Here is a 20,847-nt window from a genome sequence, read left to right on the forward strand (position 1 = left end):
CGAGCCGAAGCTCAATCTCCCGACTCGGTCTGCAATCGCTCGATTGCAGTCGATCTCGTCATCCCGCAGCCAAACGCTTCAATGCCGCCTCGTGCACGCGCTTGTCGCCGGCGGCGATGATACGCCCGCCATTCTGCGCCGGGCCGCCGTCCCAGTCGGTGACGATTCCGCCGGCGCCATTGATGATCGGGATCAGGGCGGCGATGTCGTAGGGCTTGAGCTCGGTCTCGATAACGAGATCGAGATGGCCGGCGGCCAGCATGCAATAAGAGTAGCAGTCGCCGCCATAGCGCGACAGCCGGACCTCGGATTCGGCGCGCGCGAAGGCGGCCCGATCGGCGTCGTTCATCAGCAATGGGCTGGTCGTGTAGCAGACGGCGTCCTGCAGCCGCTCGCAGCGGCGCACCGACAGCCGGCGCTCTCCGGCAGCATTCCTGTAATTGGCCGAACCATTGTCGCCGGCAAAGCGCTCGCCGATGAACGGTTGATGCATCATGCCGAACACCGGGATGCCCTTGTGCAGCAGCGCGATCAGCGTGCCCCAGATCGGAAAGCCGGCAATGAAGGATTTGGTGCCGTCGATCGGATCGAGCACCCAGACATAGTCGGCATCCTCGCGCTCATTGCCGAATTCCTCACCGACGATGCCGTGCTGCGGGAAGTTCGCCTTGATCAGGCGGCGCATCACCGCCTCCGCGGCGCGGTCGGCCTCGGTGACGGGATCGAAATCGTGCCGGCTGCTCTTGTTGTCGACCGAGAGCGAGGTCCGGAAGAACGGCAGGATGGTTTCGCCCGAGGCGGTCGCCAGGCGACCGATAAAGGCTGAGAAGTCGATGACCGTCACAACGCGTCCTTCAGGTGCAGGGAATCGGAAGACGATGAGCCGGTTATGCCTATCTCAAAGCCGCCGGCCGCGCATCCGGAGATGGAACGGCGACCTGGCATCTTGGATATCGTTTGGTGAGCAGCGGTTTCGCAAGCCAGCGGGTTTGCGGTCGAGGGGGGCCAATCGAAACCGAAATCGAAACACGCTGGGGAATTTTCGATTGATCAGACTTTTTGATGAACCTATTGACATCTCAAATGAAAATCCGGCTTGGGTCGCGTTGAGCGCAACCCCGCCTATGTTTTTTTGCATGGGAATCGAGAGAAAAACCCTTGCGTTTTGTGCAGCGCGGCCGCATATTGTTGCGGTGCGGTAGCGCTTCGCGTTATCGCTGCCCTCCTTGGGCGTTTCCTCCCTAGACTTGGGCCGCTTGTCATTCAAGCGGCCCTTTTTTTTGCACGCAGCTCAGGCGCGATCTGACGCTGTCTCCGCCGCTTATTCGGCCGCAGCCTGGAACGGGCCGAGATCGTCGAGCGGCACGGTCGCGAGCACCTCGGCGAGAACGGTGAGATCCGACGCGACCTGCGCGAAACGGGGTCCGCGCTCACGCCGTCGCTCGTCCATGTAGATCGCGCGGTTGAGTTCGATCTGGATCGCGTGCAGGCCGCTCGCCGGATTTCCATAATGCTCGGTAATGAAGCCGCCGGCGTAGGGCTTGTTGCGGCCCACCGAATAGCCGAGGCGGCCGAGCACATCCTCGAACAGGTTCGGCAGCAGCGCCGCGCAGCTCGTGCCGTAGCGATCGCCGATCACCATGTCCGGCCGCCGCGGCTCGTCGCGCGACACGCCGACCGAGGGCATCGAGTGACAATCGACCAGGATGACGGTGCCGAATTGCTGGTGCACCCGGTTGATCAGCCGGCGCAGAGCGCGGTGATACGGTTTGTAAAGCGTCTCGATGCGGTGCAGCGCCTCGTCGACGTTGAGGCGATCGCGATAGATCTCCTGGCCGTCGCCGACCACCCGGGGGATGGTGCCGAGGCCGCCGGCCACGCGCATGGAGCGGGTGTTGGCGAAGCTCGGCAGCCGGCCGGTGAACATGCGCGGATCGAGCTCATAGGGCTCGCGGTTGACGTCGACATAGCAGCGCGGAAAATGCACCCGGACGGTCGGAAAGCCGCGCGCCAAGAGGTCTGCGATCAGCTCGTCCATGAACGAATCTTCGGACCGCCGCAGGGTCGGAAGATCGATTCGGGACGCCCTGAGGAACTCGTCGGGATAGACCGAACCGGAATGGGGCGAATTGAAGATGATGGGCGCGCGCCAAGTGGCAGGCTCCATGATCTCGAACGGCGGCAATTCGCCATCAAACTCCGTCATCGCTGGGCGCCGTCCCCTTGGTCACGTCCGTTGATGCGCCGGTATGCTCCGGCCGAAAAGCGCTGGAGAACGCGAGCCACTGCTCTCTGCCAAACGGCATCTTCGATAATCCGGGCCGATCTGCCAAGTGGCAAACAAGGAAAAAGTTCATCTTGGGTTTGGAACAACTCTGAGCTGGCGACGATCTCTGGCAGAAGAAACCCGGTCGGCCCTCAAATTGCCTTGTCGATGTCCGATCAGAAAGCACAATCTTTCACCCGAAATTTACCGCCCGTCAGGCTTAGTGGCGGCAACGCTCCGCTCTCACCCGGACCAGACGACTCCCCGCCATGCACAAAATCCTGCTCGCCGAAGACGACAACGACATGCGCCGCTTCCTGGTCAAGGCATTGGAAAATGCCGGGTTCCAGGTCTCGCCCCACGACAATGGCATGTCGGCCTATCAGCGGCTGCGCGAGGAGCCGTTCGAGATGCTGTTGACCGACATCGTGATGCCGGAGATGGACGGCATTGAGCTGGCGCGCCGCGCCTCCGAGCTCGACCCGGACATCAAGATCATGTTCATCACCGGCTTCGCCGCGGTGGCCCTGAACTCCGATTCGGAGGCCCCCAAGAACGCCAAGGTGCTGTCCAAGCCGGTCCACCTGCGCGAGCTGGTCAGCGAGGTCAACAAGATGCTGGCGGCCTGAGCCGCCGGCGGCGGTCGCAGGCTTGCGGATTATTCCCATTTTTGCCTGTTTGCGTCCTTGCCTGCCTGCGTGGGAGCCGATATAGGAGCCCCCACCCGACGAGACCTCTTGGGTTTAGGGCACGTAGCTCAGCGGGAGAGCACTACCTTGACATGGTAGGGGTCACAGGTTCGATCCCTGTCGTGCCCACCACCAACTCTCTGTTTTCTCAGCGTTTCTGGGATCACCCTCGCCCCGATCGCTTGCAAATCCTTCCTCGTCAACAGTACGTCAACAGCAAATAGCGGCCTGTTGCAGTGTTGCTGGATCAGTGCAATCACGCAATCGGTGGCCAGGGCGACATCGGCGAGCATTTCTGGATCGTCTGACTCGTAATTCGCCGTTGTGCGCGAGCCGTCGCGCACAACGTGCCCCATCCACAACGAGCGCTGCTCGCGCGGCACATTCCGGAACAGCTTCTTTATTTGGTCGGCCATGAAATGGCGCAGGCTGTACTGCGAAAATCCCATCAGTCCGATCTCTGTGCCGATACGCCGAAAGGCGCGCTTCACGGTTGCGACGCGCTTGCCCTTGTACACGATCAGTCCAAGCTCGGGAGGGGTCCGATTCTCCGCAAGGGCGGCCGCTCGCCGAGCCTCATCTTCTTTGTTCCAGACTGGTAGCCAGCCGGCGAGGCACCCGGTGAGCGGCTGGCGGGGCCGGCGCTTCTTCGTAGGTACCCAACCGATCGGAGCGAGATCAATGACGCCCCCGTTCCAATCAACCTGACTTGCCGGATCGAAATCGATGATGGCTTGCGGTCGCGCCCACGTGCACAGACTCATTATCGCGAAACGGAACAGATGGGGTGTCTTGAGCGAATCCAGCACGGCGGCCATCTGCTCGATCGATAGTGTCGCCGGTCGCGGCCGACGTGCCGGGATTTTGAGTTCAGCGGCGATTGCCTCACGTTTCCACACAATTTTCGGTGCGTGGCTCATCAGCGCCGTCTCGACCTTGTTGCCGACGGCATCCAATCTGATTTTGGTTACGCAGGCATCGTTGAATGCGGATCTCATCACATTGAGCAACCGTTCGATGTAGCCCGCGGAATGCTGGTGTTTTTCGACGCACCATTTGGCCAGCTCAAGCTGTTGGGCAGGCGTCCAGAATGCGACGGGGGCATCGATCTTGCTTTTGCTGGCGAGATAGTCCGTGAACAGCTCCACTGCTCGCTCGGCCGCATCCTCTGATGCAATGTGTGGGCCGCGCTCGTCGAGATATGCCTTCAACGCGGCCACACTGAGGACCCGGTCGGGGCCGGGTGGTCCTACCCGGTGTGCGCTGCTGGGAGCGGACGCGACGAGCGCCGCGAGCTTGACTTTAGCCTCTTCGAAATCTGTTGTCTTAAGACTTCGGCGGCGGACTTGGCGAGTTCCGGGGTCATATCGGCAAGCATACCAGAAGCCGAGATGCTCTGGATGGGGACGCTCGAGATAGTAGCCGCCAAGCTCGAATCTCCACTGCTGCTGAGTGTCTGATGGTGAGGCGCCCCGCTGTTTATCTGCTGGCATTCCGACTTCCTAAGATATGTACGGTCGATATAGTTCTGCACCTGCTCCGGCGTGTAGCGAGGCCCGCCGCCCTTCTTTCGGAAACCGTAGAACTCGATCCCGGGCGGGTTCGCTCGACGGGCGCGTCGCAGCTCGGCCTTTGTGAGCATGGGCCAGCGGCTGAGCACCTCATCTTCGGACAAGAAATTCGCCGGATCAATGACACTCATCGAAAATCTCTCTCTCGGCCAATCAAGCAATAAGCCCGGGCGAATCATCATGGTCGCAGAGGGCTGACCCGAGGAGAACAAGCTATTGCTCCGGTCGTCGAATCGGCGGCTTTGTCGCGCAAATAGGTGCGCTGACCTGAGTGCAGTTGGGCTCGACACCGCCTGCAATTGCCGCCAACAGACTCATAACCTGAAGGTCATAGGTTCAAATCCTATCCCCGCAACCAACGCTTCCCTAGACTCTAGGGGGCGGCAGCCCTCTCAGAAGTCTGGAGTAGGGCGGCGAGTTGGCCGTAAATCTCGATCTTCACGGGCTTGTACCGACCCTGTGGATGAATAGCGATCTTCTCGACGACCTCCCGAATGGCCTCGTTCGCTGACAAGCGGCTGTCCTCGTCTGCATCGGCAGAGCATTTTTCAGATCTCTTATCTTGTCGCGGTAGGCGTTCGCCGCATTCGGGTGCAGTTCCACCGCGGGCGGAACGACCTCGGCGATGTCAGCCCCGATCTGGTCGCGCTCGGCCTCCACGGCCGCCAGCCGCAGGCGCGGGGCGCGGCTGGGACTATCGCCCAACAGGGCATCGACCGCCTTTGAGATGGCGCCGTTGACGTGGCCTAGTCGCTCCTCCAGGTCGGCGTCGCCGGTGGGCTGTCGAGCTGTTCAGCTCACGGGACATCCGCTGATATTCGCGGACGTACTCGGCAATCAGCTCGGGCGTCGCCAGCTGTTCTTCGATCCCCTTCAAGACCAGGGCTTCAACCGCCTTACGCGATACCGTGCGCCGGTTCTCACAAAGGCCAGTCTCTGTCGTCTCCGAGATCCCGTGCTTGTGAGCCAAGTCCGCCGTCTTCGCACAGGCTTCATGCTCCTTCAGGACCGCTATGATCTGCTCTTCCGCGAACCGCTTTCGCTGCATCTGTGCATCTGTCCGCCCTTCGTCAGGGCCGACTCTAACTCGGTCTGGAGGAATTTCCTAGGGGCAGGTCAACGACACAAAAGTGCCGATCCTGGCGAAGGGCAAGACAATCCAGGGACACATCTGGACCTATGTCCACGACGACCGGCCGTTTGGCGGCCGGGCGCGGCCAGCGGCGTTGTATTATGCCTCGCGCGACCGGCGGCACGAACATCCCGTGCGGCACCTCAAGGCGTTCAGCGGCATCCTGCAGGCGGATGGCTACAACGCGTTGTACGATCCCTCGCGCGCGGTGGGACCGATCACATCGGCGCTGTGTTGGGCCCATGCCAGGAGGCAGTTCTTCGAACTTGCGGACATCGCCGCCAATGCAAGGCGAGGCAAGAATGCTGGAGCAATCTCGCCGATCGCGCTGGAAGCAGTCAGGCGCATTGACGCCCTGTTCGAGATCGAACGCGGCATCAACGGCCTTGCCGCCATGAGCGGCTGTGCATCCGTCAAGAGCAGAGCGCGCCGCTCCAGGAGGTTCTGGAAGCCTGGTTGCGCGAACAACGTGGCCGCTTGTCGCGCTCGGCCTCGGTCGCCGAGCCGATCGACTACATGCTCAAGCGATGGGATCGGTTCGCACAGTTCATCAACGATGGCCGGATCTGCCTGACCAACAACGCTGCGGAACGAGCCTTGCGCGGATTTGCGATTCGGCTTCGCGTGCGGCCTTCCAGTTCCAGGCCAGAAGTTCGTGAAGCTGGTCGGTCTTCGTGGCGCCGCTCACCATGCGATCGAGAACGTCGACGAGATACGCCTCGGGGTCGAGGCCATTCAATTTCGCTGTGTTAAGAAGCGAAGCGAGTATCGCCTAGTTCTAAAGCCCCCGGCTTTGCCTGGGGATACTTACTCAATGGTTCGATGTACGTGTCGTAGAGGACACAGGCTATCGCCTTAGAGGCAACAACAATAACTACCGATTGGACGACGTGATTATCGGCGTGCGTCTAGCCAATGGCTGTATCGTCGATCTCGCCAACGGCAAGGCTGGCCGTGGGTGAAAACCGGATATCCATTGACGTAATGAATCGGCCGTGATTCGATTCGCGGCACTGGCCGCTACAGGCCAGGCAAGCGGCCCGCACAGATGCAGCAACACCTGCGCGAGCCTAACCCTCAACATGGAGATAGCCATGTCTCAGGCTGATTCTGCCTATACCACGAGTCGTTTAATCTTTCCTGCCGGCCCGGCCGTTCGGCGCCGGCAGTTCGTCACCGGCAGCGCCGCCATCCTGGCCGGGGTCATCACTCCCTCACGGGCTGAAAGTGTTGGCGTTTCGACCGCGCCCGACCCGGTCCTTGATGCCATCGAGGGCCACCGCCGAGTCTTTGAGGAACTGGGGCGCCTGCTCGCCGAGCAGGATGCTGCCGAGCGCGAGCTGCGCCGTGCGCCGTGCGGCAGGCGGGCCGAGCTGGAGGCCAAGTTAAGTGGCCTCTGCGAGGCTGAAGGCGCACTCGGTCGGGCTGAGATGAAGGCCTCGCGTCAACTCGCCGGCATCGTGCCGGGAAGCCTCAAAGGAGCGTCCGCTGTGTTAAAGTACGTGCGCGAGTGTTACGAAGTTGGCCAGTACGCCCTTTACGAGGACGATGGCTACCGGCTGCTGCTGCTCTCGACTGAACGCGCGATTTGTGCGGCCGTTGGTCTCGCTATTCCGCATCGTGGTGTTGATCCTCGATAACGATTGCGCGCCTTCCTACGAGCGGGATGTGGAAACGAAGTCCTGGTCGAACCGCTAAGACACCGCCAGACGAATGCGGTGGGAACGGATATCTCCGACCTACGACCATCGTGCCACATCTCGGCTCCACAAAAGGCCGAAGAACAAGATCGACGTGAGGGCGATCCGGGTGGACCTGGACATGACGCAGGAAGAGTTCGCAGGTCGCTGCGGATTCAGCGTCAATACGCTGTGCCATTGGGAACAAGGCTCGCGACAGCCGGAAGGGCCGACACGCGCTTATCTTCTCGCGATCGAGCGCGCCCCGAAGGCAGTGCAGAAGGCTTTGCAGGCCGTGTGATGCGTTCGACATCTACGACAAAGCTGATGGCTGTAAAGAGATATCGCTCCAATGTGCTTGGCCTTCGTCTTGAACAGGATGCTGGAGGGCCGCGATGGTGCGCCCGTCCGTGCGTCCATCGCGGCAGAACCTGCCGCATGTCGCCCGTAAGCGCCGGCGCCTCATCGTAGGGCGGGTCTACGTGCAACGGAGCAATGCAATCAAAGGCAGTAAAATAGAGGCGTCTCTAGTACGTGCAATCCCGCCATGTATGCGGCTTTTTTGCATCGGTTACGACGAAAAATGAATATCTTTTGGCAAGCACCTCGACACTTGCCAAGACCGGTGTTCTGCTGGTTCCCAACTAGTACCTCTGCACAGAGGTTTTGACTCTTTGTTTTTTCGTCGGTTTAGCCGGGACTTTTGGATAGGCGCGGCCGAGTTTGGCCCTGGCCTTCTCGGTCGTAAACATCCAGTTGATTCTGGCGCGCTCGGCGTTGCGGCGTTTTTCCCAGGCTGCGGTCTCTCTGACGAGACGAGCATGGCTGTCGATCCGTCGGTCGAGGCACTGCTGCGAGAGGACGCCGATTTCGATCTCGACCATGTTGAGCCAGCTGGCGTGCTTTGGCGTGTGATGGAATTCGAGACGGCGGAGCAGGCGGCGAGCTTCGTCGGGCGGGAATGCCTGATAGAGTGCGCCGGCCTTGTGGGTCGACAGATTGTCGAGCACAACGCGAATGCGTTCGGCTTTGGGATAGTGCACGTCGACAAGCTCGCGCATGCATTCGGCAAAGTCCTTCGCGGTGCGTCGTTCCGTCACCTTCACCTTGCGCCAGGGCCGGTTCACGTCAATGAGCACGAACAGGTTGGCCGTGCCGTTGCGTCGGTACTCGTAATCGTAACGCTCGATCCGGCCCGGCTTGGCGGGAATCGGTTGACGGGTCTCGCCGATGAGTTGGACCGGGCTCTCGTCGAAGCAGACCACAGGCCGCTGCGGATCGGCCGCTTCGGCATAGAGATCGAGCACATCCTCCATCTGCGCGACATACTCCGCATCGACCTTTGGGATGCACCACATGCTTTTGCGCCATGGCTTGATGTGGTTTTCGGCCAGGCGCCGCCGCACCGTTTCTCGCGACAGTCCCTCGTGAGACGTCAATCTGACCATCTCGTCGGCCAGAAGCTCCAGCGTCCAGCGCGCACGGCCTGTCGGAGGGCTTGCACAGGCGGTGGCCACCAGCAGCGCCTCCTCTTTCTCCGTGAGCTTGCGTTCCGCCCCGCGACGAGGCTCTTCGCTCAAGGCCGCGGTCAGATTCCCTTCGATAAAGCGTCGTCGGGTCCGATAGACCGTCGAGGCGCCGATACCCACGCTGGTGGCGATGTCGTCGTCGCTCATCCCTGCATCCGCTGCCAGCAGGATCTGCGCGCGCTTGAACTTGCGCGCCGCCAGCGGGCCGCCCTGCAGCAGCAATCTGAGTTCCGCCCGCTCGTCCCTGGTCAGCTTGACGTGATATCGTACATTCATCGTGGCCTCCATCGTGGAGGCCGAGGTGAATCTGCTGATGAATCAAATGTCTGGCAAAGCTGCGCCCCGCTTCACCGCCAAGCAGGGCCAATATCTGGCGTTCATCGATGCCTATATCCGTGTCAATCGGCTGCCGCCGGCCGAACGCGACATTCAACGGTTTTTCGGCGTCACGCCGCCGACCGTGCACCAGATGATCCTCACCCTCGAGCGCAACGGCTTCATTCGCAGAACGCCAGGCGCCTCACGCAGCATCGAGATCGTCGTGCCACCCGAAGACCTCCCCGTTCTGCAAGCTACAGATCAATCCGTCAAAACCTCTGTGCAGAGGTACTAGGTGGGCAGATGCGCCAACGGCTGCGAAATTTTCTTCCGGTTCTCTTAGTGGCGCTGGCCATTCAGGTTCTGGCGCCAATCGTCGCTACGTTTGCGATTGCCGGAGCCGTATCTGATTGGGCGTGGTCGGATAAAATATGCCACCACGGATCCGATGCCTCGTCTCCAAACGGCGATGATAGCGGCCACGGATGCGACGATGGCTGCCCTCTCTGCTGTGTAGCTGCCCAAGGGGATGGGTGGCTCAATGTACCGCAGTTGACCGCGATCTCGGCGCCGCAAGCCGTCTGCACGAGCGTCGACTGGTCCGGGCAAATGCCCGGCGGGATAGCCTCGCTTCTCGACACGAGCAGGCAGGCGCGAGCACCCCCTCAGACCACCTGAGCCATCCTGGTCCTGAGCTATCCGTTTCTTCATTGACGGCCCGGCGGATTTCGACGTTCCGCTCCTGAGGTTAGTCGTGAACTAACGATCCTATGACAGTTCTTAGCACGACCATGACCTGAACAGAGGGAGCCGAGGCCGCAACCCAGCAGTCTGGCCAGACTCTTCCCGAAATCTCGTAACAGCAGCGTGCGCCTGGTTTTGACCATGCATGCTCCCCCAGACCTGACTGGAGAAGATATGTTCATCAATCCTCACAACCACAGCTCCCAGCTTGTCCGACAGGCGCTGAGTCTCGTTATGCCTCTCGTCTTGGCCTTCGGCTTCATCGTGGTGCTGGCGCCAGCGCCGGCGAATGCCTGTGCTTGCGGCTGCAGTGTTTTTGACGTTGGCGGCGGCTTGCTGCCTCAGGAAGACGACCATGGCGGCAGGATATTCACAGAATGGTGGCATTCTGATCAGAACAAGAACTGGATTGGCGGATCGAAGGGGCCGGCAGGCGCCAATTCCGATAAGCAAGTTCGGACTGACTGGTTCACGGTCGGGCTTCAATACATGTTCAATCGTGACTGGGGCGTCACTGTCCGCGTTCCCTACGTCAATCGGTCCTTCACCACGGATACCAACTTCCCGAACGACCCAGCCACCCCGCAGACTTTCAAATCACGCTCGTTCGGCGATGTCGAAGTCATGGGAATGTACACCGGCTTCTCGAAAGATCTATCGACCGGGATCATCTTTGGATTGAAGCTGCCGACCGGGACGTTTACCGCTACCGGGTTGGATCGCGATACCCAGATCGGCTCCGGGAGCACCGACCTCATCCTCGGCGCCTTCCATCGTGGAATGATCACGGGCGACAACGCTTGGCAATATTTTTCTCAGATCAGGTGGCAGCAGCCATTTCTGTATCAGTCAGCGTATAATCCAGATTCGGGGCTGAACGAGCTTTACAAGCCTGGCTACCAGATTGATGCTGCCGGCGGCATCGTCTATAACAATTTTTATAATGTGCTTGGCTTTGATAAGATTGCCCCGCTGGTGCAACTCATCGCCTCCCATCGGCAACGCGATAGCGGCCCAGCCTCCGACCCGCTCAATACCGGATTCGACCGCCTCATGATCTCTCCCGGCATCGAGTTCACGAAGGTTCTCGATGAAGAGCACAAGCGGGTCTTCAAGTTCTATGTCGATGTCGAGATTCCGATCTATTATCGGACCAACGCTGCGATCAACGACAAGGGCAGCCAGGGGCAGCTCATTGCGCCCTACATGTTCAAGACCGTGGCGAGCTACAATTTCTAGCCTCGGATCGACTGGAGAAGGGAATGCCGATTAGAGCGCGCAGCAGGCGCACGGTGCCTCTTGTTGCCGGCATCATCGCGGTGGCGATGTGGGGCGCTGCCTCCGCCGCCCCCGCGATCGATGAGGCAGCCCCGCCTCTCATTGTGTCCGCGCTCGGTGGCGAGACCCTCGATCTCGGCAAAATGCGCGGGAAGGTCGTGCTGGTCAACTACTGGGCAACATGGTGCGCTCCCTGCCGGAGGGAATTGCCAGTTCTCAACGCATTTTATCGCCGCTATCACGAACGAGGACTGGAGCTGATAGGTATCAGCGCGGACCGTCCGGAGGACTTCGGCAAAATGCGCAAGATCAGCGGGACATTGGCATATCCGACGTCCACGCTGGAGCGTATTTCACAAGACGGGTTTGGACCGCCGGAAGGTTTTCCGCTGACCTTTGTGATCGATCGCGATGGCGTCGTGAGAGATAAGTTCATTGATGTCCGCGAACAGTTGTTGCGTGACGTGGTGCTGCCACTACTTCCGCATTGAGCGGCGCGAACGAAAGCTGGGAGTAGGCGAGTGGCGCGAGCAGCCCTTGGAATGCTGATTGGGATATCGCTCGGCTGGTCAGTGGCCGAAGCACAGTCAAATCTGCCAGGGGCTTTCGTTGCTGACCCTGGTACTGGCTGCAAGGTTTGGAATCCTCATCCGCTTGCCGACGAAGCTGCGAGTTGGTCAGGCAGCTGCGTCAATGGCCTGGCAGAAGGTGTCGGCACGCTGCGGTGGCTCCGCAGCGGGAGGATCTTCGAGATGGACGACGGGGGTTGGAAACAGGGGCGTCAAGAGGGACGGGGTACCCAGGACTGGAAAACGGGACGCTACGAGGGCGACCTCGTGAGCGGCGAGCCGGATGGCTATGGTATCATGACTTTGCAGGCGGCCCGTTATGAGGGGCAGTTCCGCAAGGGCAAACCATACGGGGAGGGTACGCTCATCACGCTGCAGGGCGTGTTAAAGGGATTCTGGATTGACGGCTGCCTGAATCATAACGGCCGTAAGGTTACTTTTGCCGTGCCGTCGTCGGCCTGTGGCCAGAAGCGGAATGGTCAAGTCAAGAGGAGTACTTCATGAGGCTGGCTACTGCATTTACACTCATGGTGATGTCGGCTTTGATTGTTGGTGCACTCCCTGCGCATGCGACGCAGCCGGGAGAAAGAGCGAAGGTTTGCCGGATGGAGCAGCAGTGCCGCTGGGAGAATTTCAAGAAGATCTGCGTATACGTCAAAGTGTGTCGCTGAGGTGACTTAGCCCGCGTTCATCTCATCATCCCCCTCCGGGACGACGAATCGGGCGGTCACTGGCTGTCATGCTTGCTTCAGCCGCGCCATCGCCGAATTGGAACGGAATATCGGGCCGAGATTGACCTGCTGAGCGAGCCTTTCCGACAAAAGGAGAACCTCGTGCGGGTTCAATACAGGTTTGAGGAGGCGTTTGTCGGAATGGCCGTTGACTTTCCGAGGAGATCATATGCCTCTTAATCAGCGGCTCCGGTCTAGTTGCAGGTTCGAGTCCTGCCGGGCTCACCAACGAAATCAACCACCTTGCTTATCTTTTTTGGGCCGAGCTGGATCGCCGCACCAGATACGGGCACTTCTCTTTCGTGCGCAAGTTCGCGCATCCGCTCGATCCCGCTAGGCCGATCTAGGTGATGGCGAATGCAATCGTGGAATATCGACCGGCTTCGTTGATGTTCTGGCTTTCCTTTTGCTTTCGATCGCGTTTGTTGCGCACCAATCAGGTTGTTTCTGCTCCGAAACTGGTGCGGTTGAGGCTGGGACGTTCGGCTTTCAGGTCTTCGAGCCGAATATCCCCGCCCTCCTGCCTGGCTGACAGATCCCATACTGCAGGCGGGCCGCCAGGAGAGTTGTCAAGCATCTCCCCTACTGGCTGCCAACTGGAAAACGTCTAGCTGTTGCTTCAGCTCTTCGAGCCTGAGCCCTTCAACGCCTCCCAAGCCGCCTGGTTGGCCTGATCGAATGCCTTGCGGGATTCCGCGAGCGCTGCGCTGAGCACCGACCACGACTCGCCGCCCGCTTGCCTCAGCTTCTGCAGACGAGCCTCTGCATCGGATGCGTCGGATTTCATCTGCTTGAGCGCAGCGTCAAAGTCGCCGGTGTGAGCCGCGGCAACTTTGCCTGCCGCTTCGCGAAACTTCTCGGCCGCCTCGCGCCAGGACTTGGCTTGCGCCGCCGCGATGTCTTTGAACGTGGTCTGCTGTTGCTCGAACTGCTTGCCCGCGCTCTCGAAGTAGGTCGTCATCTGCGCCTCGAATGCGTTCCACTGCTTCTCGAGCTCTGCCTTGCTGCGTGCCCATGCTGCTTCGCCGACTTCCGCCTGCGTCTTGAGCTGCGCCTGGAATTCGTCGCGGCGTTTCTTCAGATCAGCGATGATCTGGTCGGCCTTAATCTTTGACTCGGCCTTGGCCTCGCCGGCCTTGATTTCGAACGAGGCAAGCGCGGCGTCCATCTCGTCGATGCGCTCCTTCGCCCAATTGAGGTAGAAATGCATGCTGCTCTGCTGTGACATGACCCATCTCCGCTGACTAGCCGAGATCGAATGATTTCCGAGCTCGACCTTGCTCGTATTGACTTGTGTCAACCGTCCTCGCCTTGGCATGCCGGAGTGGGCCAACAGAGCCCCGCCTAGCCCGGCGATATAGGGAAGAAACGTTGTCGCTTTGCCGCGGCGATTGCGTTGCGGTCGCGCTGGTTTCCGATCGTGCGACGGAGGTCCCAACGACCGCTGCGTAGAACTCTCTCGGAGCTATCAGCGGCGCATCGCCGGGCAGAACGTCATCATTGAAGGTATCCTCGCGCCCGTACAGAGCCCTGACAAGGCTCTTATCTGCGGTAAGGTCGAGCGGGGAACTGCGGCTGGAGTCCTTGAACTCGTTGCTGGCTTTGACAGAGGACATGATGAGGAAATCCGTGTTGCGAGAATATGTGCCGTCGCGCTTTGATCGCGTTCGACCTGTGACGATCTACGCGGCGGTCAAGCCTCCATCCATGCAGAGATTGGCGCCGGTGATCCGGGCCACGGAGTCACGCACGGGAGCAGGGGAGAGAAGCAAGCTGCTCGATCGTCACGACCATTGGTGGGCTGCGCTGCGAGCAGGATGTTGTTGACGACGTCGTCTCTGCTCATCCGGGGGGCCTTCATTGTGTTCGGAATTTGCTTCTCCACGAGCGGGGTCCAGACGTAGCGGAACTGCGTTCCGGGCCAGTTTCGGTCTTAGAAGACCAAAGCTCTCTCATTGGCCCGAAGCGAGTGTCCGACCGGCTGTTGCAGATAGTCGTGAACCACCTTCCCGAGACCAAGTGTGAGATCTGCGCGGATGTGAACAGCGGAGACGATCTCCAGAACCGGCAACTCGGCGACAGGCGCCAGCGCGTGAGCCGTCAACGCAAGAGCCGCCGGCCCGGTCCAGGCTCCCTTCAGCACGATGTCCTCAAGGTGGTATTCGACGAGCTCGCAGATGCGCGGGCTGCCGTCGACGTGAGGGATGATCTTGAGCAGGAAGTTTGGCTCGTGAAGACCAGCCTTGACGCGCGCCAGATCCGCGGGGCGATGCTTGTAACCCATCGTCCCGGTCGCCACGCGCAGGGGACCGTAGTCCAGCGTGCCGATCAGGGTATCGATCTCGGTTCGCAAGGTCGGCTGCGCCAGCTTCTTGGGAAAACCCCAGAGTTCGCGTCCGCCTACGATGGGGCCTTCGTCGTTGAGAAACATGCAATGCGTGTAGCCGCCTTTGCGCCCGCGGAATGCGACCGGAATGACCTGGCCGCTTTCGGTGTAGTCGCCGAAACCGTTCGAATCTGGCATGCGGATGAACTCATATTTGACGAGCGCGTTGCGCTCATCGAACTCCAGCGGCTCAGGAACCACCGCTCTCAGCTTGGCCGGATCGGTGCGGTAGGTGATGATCAGATATTCGCGGTCCACGAACCGGTACGGTCCCGGCGGATAGGCGGGATTGGTGAGCGGCATCGCAAAGGCACGTTGTTTCACGTCGATCTCACGCATTCGAGTTTCTCCACAAGGTTCGATTGGTCGGCCTAGCTACTCACGGCCGTCCTGTTCGAGATCAAAGGTGAAGACGCCGTCCGGGCTGGAGGGGCGGGCGAGGACCTCGGGATGGCGCAGCGTCCGCAGCGCATCGTGGTAGCCGGCGCGCCAATGGTCCTGCATCGACAAGCGGGAGAATTCGTAATCCTTGGAGTGACCTTCGTGGGTTCGCGTCCGATAGATCAGGTGCACAATGTTATAGACGTTTCGGGACACGGCCGTGCTCAGGAGCTGCACATCCTCATGCTTGCTGAGATCGTCAGGCAGCCGCCCGAGCAGATCGGTAAGCGCACGACGCAGGCGTTGCACGCGTTTGAACTGATCGGTGCTGGCGCGCGTGCGGCTCGAATACTGGATCTCCTTGTGGCGCGTCACGACTTCGGCCATGTTGCTCGGAATTTGACCGCGCGCGCTCCAGAGATCGACCTGGAACGCAAGCGTGTCCTGCGGGGCGCCCCACTCGATCACCCACTGCAGCGGCGTGTTGGAAACCAGGCCGCCGTCCCAATAGTGCTCGCCCTCGATCTCCACGGCCGGAAAGCCCGGCGGCAGCGCGCCGCTCGCCATGATGTGCTCGGGTCGGATGGTGTGGGTCGTGTTGTCGAAATAGACGAAATTGCCGGTCCTGACGTTGACCGCGCCGGCGCTGAAGCGGGTCATTCCGGCGTTCAAGCGATCGAAATCAACCAGGCGCTCCAGCGTGGTCTTGAGTGCGGCCGTGTCGTAGAAACTGGTGGCGTCACTGGTGCCGCCAGCCTGCAGCCAGGGCAGCACGGGTCGCGCCGAGAAAAATCCGGCTGCACCGCAGGCGGCTGCAAGGCCGGCGCTCATCTGGTTGACAAGATTGCGCGTAGCGTCACTCCGGGTCCAATCGAGCAAGGGGTGGCCGGACCAATCCCAAGGCGCCGTCGAGGTGACCTGGGTCCAGAACTCGCGCAGTCGGTCAACACGGGTCTCCGGCGGATTGCCGGCGATGATGGCGGCGTTGATGGCTCCGATCGAGATGCCGGCGACCCAGTCGGGATGAATATTGGCCTCGGCAAGGGCTTCGTAGACGCCGGCCTGGTAGGCGCCGAGTGCGCCGCCGCCTTGCAACAGCAGGGCGATGCAATCGAAGGGCAATTGACGCTGCGCAATTGAGAGCTGCGATCGTGGCTGAAAGTTCATAGCGGATGTGCCTATGGGGTCAGCGGCGAGGCCGACGGTTTGCTGAGGGCCTGCGCAAGCAGGTGTGGATCAGGACAGGTTCGAAAGACATGGCGCTGAGAGGGTAGAGCCGTGGAGCTGGGGGCGCGTCTGTCGTGTGGTTTCGTGTCTTTGGACGCGAGGCGCTCTCTCCTCCTGTTCGGCGAGCGTCGACCCAGGACTGGGCAGGCCGATTTGCGCCCATTCGCGCGCTCGGCGGCGGAGGAGCCCGAGACGACGCGGCCATGCGTCGAACCTGCAAGTCCGCTTGCGCATGCAAGAGTGACGACAAGGACCAGACTGAGACGTGCGATCCATGGCTTCGGCCGCAGCCCGTAGGGACTGCCGGTTGTACCGAGACTACGCATCTGAGATTCACACGGCGGCTAGTGGCGATTTGAGCTCAGCTTTTCGACCTTGGGCGGCTCGAGCATGACCTCCTTGAGATCGTCGCCGCTGGCGACGACGACGACGAAAGTGAGCTTCCCGTCCTGCCTGGTAAGCCCTCCGGCAAGGGCATTGCCGGCAGTGGCCTTCTCGGCGACTTGGACCGCCTCGGAAAGCTCCTGCTTGATCCATTTCAGAGCCACGATGTTGGCGAGGTCCTCGCGGTCTAGCTCCTTCAAGGAGGCGACGGTCTCCTTCTCCGCAATGCCTCCGGTGTTTGCATCCACGACGTTCTCCCACACCCGCTCATTCCTGACCGTCCGCACGCGATAGACGGGCGGTCCGGATATGTCGAAATTGATGTCGGTGGTCCTCGACCCTTCATGCAGGCGTTCGGCGATCGCCATGGCCCGGCTGAGCGGAACGTGCGTGGTGTGGAATTGCGCGATGACACGACGGACCACAGCCTCGTCCGTATCGCCTTGCGTCTCTGCGCCTGGGGTGCTGGCGTCGACCGTTTGAGGCACGTCGGCGACTGCCCCCGTAGCGACGAGCGTGGCGGACCAAATGATGAGGGCAAATAGATGCTTCTTCGACATCAGGAACATTCCGTTCTCATTGGCTAATCGTAGGAGGGGCGGGCGAAGAGGAAGGCGGCGCTGCAACGGCCATTGTCTGCGTCGCACCAGCGCCTCGAATGCTCGACAGACGGTCGCTGTCTCGCCCGTCGCGCGTGGGACGACGTGTTCCTCAGCTTCGACTCGGCCTTGCCGTACATCGGCCGGTGAGCCGCTTGATCAGCGTCGGACCGCGCCATGCTGTCGCGCACCTGAGGACTCAGTGGCGCGACGGTGACGCCTTCGCTATCATCGACGGGCGCCGGCGAGCCTGTATCTTGAGCAGCATCGGGCGCATCGAGGCGGCCTGGCTGCGAGCCTGCCGCGATCCTGTCTTGGTCTGCGATAGCTGGCAGAGGATGATTGGTATCGATCACCACCGGCTCCGGTCCCTTGACATCGGAGTGGATGCGGATGGGCGGGAGCGCCGTATTCGAAAGCGCAAATCGGTCCGGCAGCGGCGCGGGCAGCACCCAATCGGCGGCCAACAGCAGCAAGAGCAACGCGCCACTGACCGAGAGAAAGTAGCCCCGCACGGGGAGGACCGAGTCCATTGACCCGCTCGCGCGCATCGATAGAACGGATCGTCTACTCACGACGGCTTCCCTCTGACAACGAAACTGAGGCTCATCAAGCGATCGGAAGCCCACGCGTGCGAGCGCCCTTCGCGTCCCAGCGAGCCCGTGCCAAGCCGTGCGTGCGATTGCCGGATCGACCCCATGGCCTCGAAGGCCCCGATGGAATCCGGCGTATCAAGAGCGCGTTCGGCCATGGTCAGGTCGTCCGCAATGCGGGATCGACGGTCGACTTGGGCGCTATTCCTCTGCGCTCGAGCTCCGACTCGATCATGTCGAACACGCATTCGACGGGCGCCAGCCAGACATTGACCCAGCAGATGATGTAGTCGCGGGATAGCAGCAGCACCGTCGTCATGCGAGCTTCCTCCGCTCCGCATAGCTCGATGCCGGTGTCGTCCCGCGGACGGCAAGCGCGTCCGCCCACGCAGCAAGCGAAATCACGATCCCGAGCACCAGGCTCAGTGCCACGAGTGAGAGCGCCACGATCAGGTTGAGCGACGCCAGCGCGAGCCCCGGCAAGGGATTTTCTCGCAGGAGCGACACCAGCAGGGTTGACATTCTCGGTCTCCTTAATAAACTACACCGTATATTTCATATACATCACGAGGCACGGGTCGTTGTCAAGGCGAGGGCCTCACAAGCGCGTGTTCGGGATGTCGGGCGGCGGCACAGTGTCGTCTCCCGTCGAACAGGATGTCTCAACCGGAGAAGGTATTCGTCATGATCAAGTACAGGCCGGCACTCTTCATCGTGATGGTCGCATCGCTCGTCAGCACAGCAAGCTTCGCCCAGGAAGACCGCGGCACGGCGGAGGAGAGAGCCGCGTGCACTCCCGACGCCTTCCGCCTGTGTAGCTCCTACATTCCCGATGCTTCGGCAGTCGAGGCCTGCCTTCGGCTCAGAAAATCGAATCTGAGCGAAGGGTGCAAAGCGGTGTTCGACCACGGAACGACCGGATCGGGCAGGAACAGATAGGGCCAGCGTCGCGGTGGTGCGACGGGGCTCCGATCGGCAGTCCGTCCTCGGGGCCCCGATTCACAACCACACCGCAGCAGCAAACAGGAGCGCTCAGATGAGCACAGTGTACATTCCCGCTCTGGCCGCGTTCGGGGGGTCGGCTTTCGGAGCGGTCTCGACCATCGTGAGTGGATGGTTCAGCCGACGCCGCAGGCTGCGCGAGCGATATCACGCTCGCTCGTTCAGCAAGCGCGAACGGCTGTATCGGAGCTTTATCGAGGAAGCGTCGCGGCTGTATGCCGACGCACTTGTTAGCGAAAGGGCGGAAATCCCGCAACTGGTCGGTCTCTACACACTGGTCGGGCGAATGCGGATCTTGTCGAGCGACGAGGTCGTTCACGCCGCGGAAAGGACCGGCCGCCTGATCATCGAAACCTACCTGTCGCCGAACCGGACCTTCGTCGATCTACCTGAGTTCATAGATGAAATGGATCCGCTGCACGCATTCGGCGAAGCCTGCCGGTGCGAGTTGTTGAATCTCCCGCCGCGTTGAGTAGGACCATGCAAGAGCTCACCGGGGACCACGCCAAATCAGCGCGCACCGTCCGCAGGATCGTGCAGGCAGCGCTTCATCTATATCGCGAGATCGGTCACAAGAAGACCACCGTCGCCGACATCGCAAGAATTTCGTCGATGTCCTCAGCGAACATCTATCGCTTCCTTGAGGCGAGGCAAGCGGTTGAGGATTTCGTCGTGAAGCAATTGCTCGAGGAGACGGCCAACGCAGCGACAGAAACAGCGCGCAACGGCGGCTCGGCTCTGTCGCGTCCTGGCCGCGACCCTCAAAGCCGCCGTTCAGCTCAATGAAGAGCGTCGGGCGAGGAACCCGAAGCTCCACGACCTGTTGGTCTCGGTAGTCCTTCAGAACTCGGCCATCGTTGTCTGCCGATCAGACCGGGATTCGCCCGAGCTTCGAGGAAATGATGCATTTCTGCGGGGATGCTCTGCGTCGAGCGCCGGCAGCCGGCGGAGCAAATGAAGCGCGCCTCAGAGCCGTCGGAGAAAGATAGACGGCCTTCGCTGGCTATGCGATCGGGAAGAGCCGGCGCTTGGTGCTCGGCTTAGACCCCGACAAGGCGCGCATGGATGGACCGATCAGAACTTCTGTTTCGTCGCTCTAGTGAGACCAATCCGTCTCACACGCGGCGAGAAAAAAGCCTACGCGCTCGCGCAGGAAGACAGAAAGCTCCTTCTTCAGATCTTTCGGCGTCTCCCCGAGAAGGGACCGGAACAGCATCGGGAGAAGAATAAGATCCAGAAAGATCTGTGCCGTGGTGCGGCTTCGTTTTGCGCTGAAAGGGCCCTTCGGAGCCCGCGCGAGTTTCTGTGTCGCGTCGTTCAGGAGCTGGGATACGGCGGTCAACGAGCGATCCCGCGCAGCGTCGTGGACGTTGCGGCTCAACTCGGGGAAGCGCGGCGCCTCGGCGATCGTGGCGCGCACCATGCCCAGCGACTCTTCGAAGACTCGCTCGATGATGACTGTCCCGAGGCTCATCAGCTTGTCTTCGATCGTGCGACCCTCGGGTGTGAAGCCCTCGAAATCCGTGAGTCCGCTGATGGTACGGGCAACCACCGCCGCGAATAGTGCCTCCTTCCCGGGGAAGTGAGCATAGATCGTCGGTTTGCTTGCGGGAGCCATCTCGGAAATGTCGTCGATGCTCGCGCTTCGGTAACCCTTTTCCAGGAACAACTGCTGCGCCGCATCGAGGATCCGGGCCTGGACGTCGCCGGCAAGATCCTTGGACGGTCTGCCCCTTTTGGGGCCGGTGGGCTTCTTCATTTTCGATCTC

Annotated in this window: 24 protein-coding genes, 1 tRNA gene and 2 pseudogenes; 13 read left to right on the plus strand and 14 right to left on the minus strand. The window is 60.9% G+C overall.

Translation table 11 applies throughout. The annotated features are described in order from the left end of the window. Window positions 1-58 precede the first annotated feature (58 nt). Window positions 59-844 carry a histidinol-phosphatase gene (gene hisN, locus BBTA_RS06555; protein WP_012041664.1) on the minus strand — a complete coding sequence of 262 codons (786 nt, stop codon included), beginning with the start codon at window positions 842-844 and terminating at the stop codon, window positions 59-61. 477 nt (window positions 845-1,321) lie between these two features. Next, a complete protein-coding gene (locus BBTA_RS06560; RefSeq protein ID WP_012041665.1) occupies window positions 1,322-2,206 on the minus strand; it encodes an N-formylglutamate amidohydrolase in 885 nt (294 codons plus the stop codon). A gap of 329 nt (window positions 2,207-2,535) precedes the next feature. Between BBTA_RS06560 and cpdR the strand changes: the two genes are divergently transcribed. From cpdR to BBTA_RS39920, 3 genes are all read left to right on the plus strand, one after another. Further along, window positions 2,536-2,895 (plus strand): cell cycle two-component system response regulator CpdR, encoded by a 360-nt coding sequence (gene cpdR / locus BBTA_RS06565; protein ID WP_006610087.1) that lies wholly within the window; start codon window positions 2,536-2,538, stop codon window positions 2,893-2,895. 117 nt (window positions 2,896-3,012) lie between these two features. Beyond that, window positions 3,013-3,087 (plus strand) — tRNA-Val (locus BBTA_RS06570). Window positions 3,088-3,866: 779 nt separating this feature from the next. Further along, entirely contained in the window at window positions 3,867-4,127 is a 261-nt protein-coding gene (locus BBTA_RS39920; protein ID WP_148221405.1) for a hypothetical protein, read from the plus strand. A 77-nt stretch (window positions 4,128-4,204) separates the two neighbouring features. Here the strand turns inward: BBTA_RS39920 and BBTA_RS06580 are convergent, their stop codons facing one another. Together BBTA_RS06580 and BBTA_RS41235 are read right to left on the minus strand one after the other, a co-directional pair. Continuing rightward, on the minus strand, window positions 4,205-4,657 hold the full coding sequence (locus tag BBTA_RS06580) for a hypothetical protein (RefSeq protein WP_148221406.1): 453 nt from the start codon (window positions 4,655-4,657) through the stop codon (window positions 4,205-4,207). An 806-nt stretch (window positions 4,658-5,463) separates the two neighbouring features. Next, window positions 5,464-5,574: pseudogene (locus tag BBTA_RS41235) on the minus strand (transposase); the annotation flags it as partial. 70 nt (window positions 5,575-5,644) lie between these two features. Here BBTA_RS41235 and BBTA_RS06590 point away from each other — a divergent pair. Further along, window positions 5,645-6,273: pseudogene (locus BBTA_RS06590) on the plus strand (IS66 family transposase); the annotation flags it as partial. On the opposite strand, the gene BBTA_RS38645 reads toward BBTA_RS06590, so the two are convergent. Further along, window positions 6,209-6,397, minus strand: coding sequence for a transposase domain-containing protein (locus BBTA_RS38645; RefSeq protein ID WP_012041670.1), 189 nt, complete (start codon window positions 6,395-6,397; stop codon window positions 6,209-6,211). The pseudogene BBTA_RS06590 and the gene BBTA_RS38645 overlap by 65 nt on opposite strands. A 355-nt stretch (window positions 6,398-6,752) precedes the next feature. On the opposite strand from BBTA_RS38645, the gene BBTA_RS06595 reads away from it, so the two are divergent. Both BBTA_RS06595 and BBTA_RS41615 read left to right on the plus strand, forming a co-directional pair. Beyond that, window positions 6,753-7,298 (plus strand): hypothetical protein, encoded by a 546-nt coding sequence (locus BBTA_RS06595; protein WP_244424372.1) that lies wholly within the window; start codon window positions 6,753-6,755, stop codon window positions 7,296-7,298. 154 nt (window positions 7,299-7,452) lie between these two features. Further along, on the plus strand, window positions 7,453-7,638 hold the full coding sequence (locus BBTA_RS41615) for a DNA-binding transcriptional regulator (protein ID WP_012041673.1): 186 nt from the start codon (window positions 7,453-7,455) through the stop codon (window positions 7,636-7,638). A 343-nt stretch (window positions 7,639-7,981) separates the two neighbouring features. Here the strand turns inward: BBTA_RS41615 and BBTA_RS06605 are convergent, their stop codons facing one another. Then, window positions 7,982-9,142: an IS630 family transposase gene (locus BBTA_RS06605; RefSeq protein WP_049795475.1), complete on the minus strand. Its 1,161-nt coding sequence runs from the start codon at window positions 9,140-9,142 to the stop codon at window positions 7,982-7,984. Window positions 9,143-9,179: 37 nt separating this feature from the next. Here BBTA_RS06605 and BBTA_RS06610 point away from each other — a divergent pair, with 37 nt between their 5' ends. From BBTA_RS06610 to BBTA_RS39925, 4 genes are all read left to right on the plus strand, one after another. Next, window positions 9,180-9,479, plus strand: a complete 300-nt coding sequence (locus BBTA_RS06610) for a LexA family transcriptional regulator (protein WP_041751282.1) — start codon at window positions 9,180-9,182, stop codon at window positions 9,477-9,479. Between the two features lie 623 nt (window positions 9,480-10,102). After that, window positions 10,103-11,167: a hypothetical protein gene (locus BBTA_RS06615; protein WP_041750393.1), complete on the plus strand. Its 1,065-nt coding sequence runs from the start codon at window positions 10,103-10,105 to the stop codon at window positions 11,165-11,167. Window positions 11,168-11,190: 23 nt separating this feature from the next. Continuing rightward, a complete protein-coding gene (locus BBTA_RS06620; protein WP_012041678.1) occupies window positions 11,191-11,697 on the plus strand; it encodes a TlpA disulfide reductase family protein in 507 nt (168 codons plus the stop codon). Between the two features lie 30 nt (window positions 11,698-11,727). After that, window positions 11,728-12,279, plus strand: a complete 552-nt coding sequence (locus tag BBTA_RS39925) for a hypothetical protein (RefSeq protein WP_148221407.1) — start codon at window positions 11,728-11,730, stop codon at window positions 12,277-12,279. 846 nt (window positions 12,280-13,125) lie between these two features. Here BBTA_RS39925 and BBTA_RS06630 read toward each other — a convergent pair. The 7 genes from BBTA_RS06630 to BBTA_RS06660 form a co-directional block, all read right to left on the minus strand. Then, entirely contained in the window at window positions 13,126-13,734 is a 609-nt protein-coding gene (locus tag BBTA_RS06630; RefSeq protein ID WP_041750394.1) for a hypothetical protein, read from the minus strand. A 705-nt stretch (window positions 13,735-14,439) separates the two neighbouring features. Beyond that, a complete protein-coding gene (locus tag BBTA_RS06635) occupies window positions 14,440-15,231 on the minus strand; it encodes an acetoacetate decarboxylase (protein ID WP_012041682.1) in 792 nt (263 codons plus the stop codon). Between the two features lie 36 nt (window positions 15,232-15,267). Beyond that, window positions 15,268-16,440: a DUF3734 domain-containing protein gene (locus BBTA_RS06640; protein WP_012041683.1), complete on the minus strand. Its 1,173-nt coding sequence runs from the start codon at window positions 16,438-16,440 to the stop codon at window positions 15,268-15,270. Between the two features lie 404 nt (window positions 16,441-16,844). After that, window positions 16,845-17,453 carry a PepSY domain-containing protein gene (locus BBTA_RS06645; RefSeq protein WP_244424374.1) on the minus strand — a complete coding sequence of 203 codons (609 nt, stop codon included), beginning with the start codon at window positions 17,451-17,453 and terminating at the stop codon, window positions 16,845-16,847. 14 nt (window positions 17,454-17,467) lie between these two features. Next, window positions 17,468-18,016, minus strand: coding sequence for a hypothetical protein (locus BBTA_RS38055; RefSeq protein ID WP_049795316.1), 549 nt, complete (start codon window positions 18,014-18,016; stop codon window positions 17,468-17,470). A 220-nt stretch (window positions 18,017-18,236) separates the two neighbouring features. After that, a complete protein-coding gene (locus tag BBTA_RS40660) occupies window positions 18,237-18,395 on the minus strand; it encodes a hypothetical protein (protein WP_168167874.1) in 159 nt (52 codons plus the stop codon). Further along, window positions 18,392-18,598: a hypothetical protein gene (locus BBTA_RS06660; RefSeq protein WP_041750396.1), complete on the minus strand. Its 207-nt coding sequence runs from the start codon at window positions 18,596-18,598 to the stop codon at window positions 18,392-18,394. Before BBTA_RS06660 ends, BBTA_RS40660 begins: the two co-directional genes overlap by 4 nt. A 162-nt stretch (window positions 18,599-18,760) precedes the next feature. On the opposite strand from BBTA_RS06660, the gene BBTA_RS06665 reads away from it, so the two are divergent. The 3 genes from BBTA_RS06665 (at window position 18,761) to BBTA_RS06675 (ending at window position 19,864) form a co-directional block, all read left to right on the plus strand. Next, the gene (locus BBTA_RS06665) at window positions 18,761-19,015 is read left to right on the plus strand and encodes a hypothetical protein (RefSeq protein WP_041751286.1); all 255 of its coding nucleotides are present in this window, start codon (window positions 18,761-18,763) and stop codon (window positions 19,013-19,015) included. Window positions 19,016-19,112: 97 nt separating this feature from the next. Further along, window positions 19,113-19,550, plus strand: a complete 438-nt coding sequence (locus BBTA_RS06670; protein ID WP_041750397.1) for a hypothetical protein — start codon at window positions 19,113-19,115, stop codon at window positions 19,548-19,550. 8 nt (window positions 19,551-19,558) lie between these two features. Continuing rightward, a complete protein-coding gene (locus BBTA_RS06675) occupies window positions 19,559-19,864 on the plus strand; it encodes a TetR/AcrR family transcriptional regulator (protein WP_012041690.1) in 306 nt (101 codons plus the stop codon). A gap of 310 nt (window positions 19,865-20,174) precedes the next feature. Here the strand turns inward: BBTA_RS06675 and BBTA_RS06680 are convergent, their stop codons facing one another. Next, window positions 20,175-20,837, minus strand: a complete 663-nt coding sequence (locus BBTA_RS06680) for a TetR/AcrR family transcriptional regulator (RefSeq protein WP_041750398.1) — start codon at window positions 20,835-20,837, stop codon at window positions 20,175-20,177. Between the last annotated feature and the right edge of the window lie 10 nt (window positions 20,838-20,847).

It is taken from the genome of Bradyrhizobium sp. BTAi1, assembly GCF_000015165.1.
Lineage (GTDB): Bacteria > Pseudomonadota > Alphaproteobacteria > Rhizobiales > Xanthobacteraceae > Bradyrhizobium > Bradyrhizobium denitrificans.